Origin of the sequence: Candidatus Borrarchaeum sp., from assembly GCF_019058535.1 — an archaeon.
Lineage (GTDB): Archaea > Asgardarchaeota > Sifarchaeia > Borrarchaeales > Borrarchaeaceae > Borrarchaeum > Borrarchaeum weybense.
This window is the reverse complement of sequence record NZ_JAHPYX010000122.1, coordinates 1-2,732: the sequence shown is the minus strand read 5'-3', so window position 1 is coordinate 2,732 and position 2,732 is coordinate 1. Positions and strand designations below refer to the sequence as shown.

General features: G+C 39.8%; 2 protein-coding genes and 1 pseudogene. 1 reads left to right on the top strand and 2 read right to left on the bottom strand.

Annotated elements, in window-relative coordinates:
- Nucleotides 1–591, top strand: a pseudogene (locus QVB70_RS07055) (hypothetical protein); the annotation flags it as partial.
- Nucleotides 592–724: 133 nt separating this feature from the next.
- Here the strand turns inward: QVB70_RS07055 and QVB70_RS07050 are convergent.
- Nucleotides 725–970, bottom strand: a complete 246-nt coding sequence (locus QVB70_RS07050) for a hypothetical protein (protein WP_287584828.1) — start codon at nt 968–970, stop codon at nt 725–727.
- Between the two features lie 98 nt (nt 971–1,068).
- The coding region (locus tag QVB70_RS07045) for a glycosyltransferase family 39 protein (protein WP_287584826.1) at nt 1,069–2,732 on the bottom strand (1,664 nt) is incomplete at its 5' end.

Sequence of the window (2,732 nt, the reverse complement as noted above, 5' to 3'; positions counted from 1 at the left end):
GTTAAATTCTTTTCTTCACCTGTAAGCCCTCCAATGGGATTGGCGTGGGAGGGAGAAGACCTGGGGAACGCCGCGTCTCATACTAATCGAATTTATAAACTCAATCCGTCTACTGGTAGAACAGTCCGCACCTTTGAGTCTCCAGGAAGACAACCAATGGGATTGGCGTGGGATGGACAGTACCTGTGGAATGCAGTGTTGAACTCAGATGCTACAATTTACAAGTTAAATCCATCTACTGGTGCTGTAGTCTTCTCCTTCAATCATCCAGGAAATCTGCCAGGTAGCTTGGCGTGGGATGGACAGTACCTGTGGAACGTAGGGTTTAACTCAACTTCAATTGAACATATGATTTACAAGTTAAATCCATCTACCGGCGAGATAATTGACTCCTTCGGTTATCCAGTCGAGAACGGGAATCCAATGGGATTAACGTGGGATGGACAATACTTGTGGTGCGCTGATTCTAATGGTACAATTTACAAACTTGATGTACAACAAGTGCAACCCTCCTGTCTGGGCACGCTCGCAATCAGTATTATTTTGCCTGTTACCTTAATTGTCATCAGTGTATTGAGAAAACGCGAATAAAACCTACTATGGTGCGAGGCACACTCGATCCAATAGTGGTTGATTCTACCTGAAACACGTTGGAAAACCCTATTTTCAGGTAGAATGAAACGCCTATTTTCAGGTAAAACAAAAAAATTGAAGTTTAACAACATTAACGATCTAGTTGTTCCGTCAAGTCTTCAACGACCATTTCATCATCGATAAATAGTGCTGTCGTGGTTGTTGCCTTCAATATAGTTTCTTTGTCGAATTTGAGTTCTACCTCTTTATCTGATTCGATAGGCTTGAATAGACCACAGGCGGAACAGTACCAGCCGCGAAGTTTTTCTCCATGAATATCAGTGAGAACAAAGCGCATAGGAATGTTACAATTTTCACAGTTTGGTCTGTCAGTCATTGTATCACCGTAATAAATTACATAAAAGATCGATCTCGAACATCAATAACTTTTTCCAAAAAACTCATAGTTCTGGTATATTGCAATTTCCTCTATTTTTATTGTAGAGAATAAATGCGTACGTAGATTGTATAACCTTCTGTTATTGGCACATAATTATTCTCCAGAAACTCTAGAAAAACATCATACGTCTCATATTCTCCAAACAATCTTCCGGTGACAACAACAACTCTAACATCAAATGCATAACATGCTTCAATGAACATTTCTCCAGTAAGTTCGCCAAGGAGTGTTCGATCTATTGAAACTTCGGCAAACGGGCTTCTCCTTAATGACCAAAAATTGATTTTCAAATTATCAACCAGAACATAATCATCGGGGGAAGTGTTTGCTTTAATCCATTCAACAGTTTTCTTCTCACTTTCAGAACGAGGAAAGTATGAAATATAGGTTGTCGCAATTAGAACAATAAAGAGTACCGCAATGATTGCTTTTATTCCATCTTGGTCAAAAATGTTTCTCAGGCGTTTCCAAATCTGGTAAGGAAAGGAAAGTGCATTTTTTACTTGATCGTTAATTCTACCATCGGAATAGTGCCCTTCTTTGATTAACATAACGATGAAGGCAATTAACGCGATTGAGGTTGCTACAAGAGCGATTTGTGCCGCAACATGACTAAAATAGGTTGCTCTTGGGATGTAAAGATTAAAATAACGATAAATCTTGTAGAATAATAAATTTAGAACTATGATACCATTTAAAATTATTAATTCTGTTTTTGAAGCTAACGATTTCAAATCCGGAAAGGGAAAGAGACCGCAGACCATGGACATCCATAAAATGAGTGCGAGGTAGTAATTAGGATATTGTCGTGGAGAAAGGAAAAATATGGCGAAGATCATAACAAGAATGCAAATGATTAACCCCCTTCCATAGGGTCTTCGTATCGCGAAAAAAACGCTTAGAGCAAAGAAAACGAAGAAATAGGCATTTCCTAAGATTAAATATTCCACCGGATAAATCCAACGCTCTCCTGGGGATGGAGGTTTCGCAAAATGCTGCCCCAGGACTTGCTTTGTAAACTCGTCACCGATTAGTAAGTAAAAGGGCGAACACACAACTAATAGAGGAATAATGAACCCGAGAATTAAGAAACCAACATTTCTCACCTGATCGGTAATTCTAACATCGGAATGCCGCCCTTCTATGACTAAAATGGCGATAAAGGCAAACAGTATTGGTGCCACTATAATTTTGATCAGTACTCCAATGCCTACAAAAAGACCTGCTAAAATTAAGCTGTTTCTTTGTGCAATGAAGTCCATTTTTTGATCATCATTGCCCATGATTAGCGGTGTTAGAAAATAGTAACCTATGACGCAGAACGTCATGGCGAGATGATCATTTTGCATCCTCATACCATACACAACGGACCAAGGAGCAACTGCATAGACCAAACTTCCGAGCAATCCTGTTTTGTAATCAAGACGTTTTCCTGTTAAATAGATCATAAAACTCGTGAACGTCGTGAAAAACACCATGAATAACCTTCCTTGGACGACACCAACCCCGAATATCAAAAAAACAAAGGCAAAGATAAGGGGGGTAAGAGGCGCTTGCGGATGATTGAAATCACGGTAAGGCATATCGCCCTCAATGATCCTCCAAGCAGCCATACCGTAAGTAGCCTCACGGAAAAAAGGGAAAACACCGATTATGACACCGTAAACCCTCAACACAAAAGCAGAGGCTAGTATAAGTG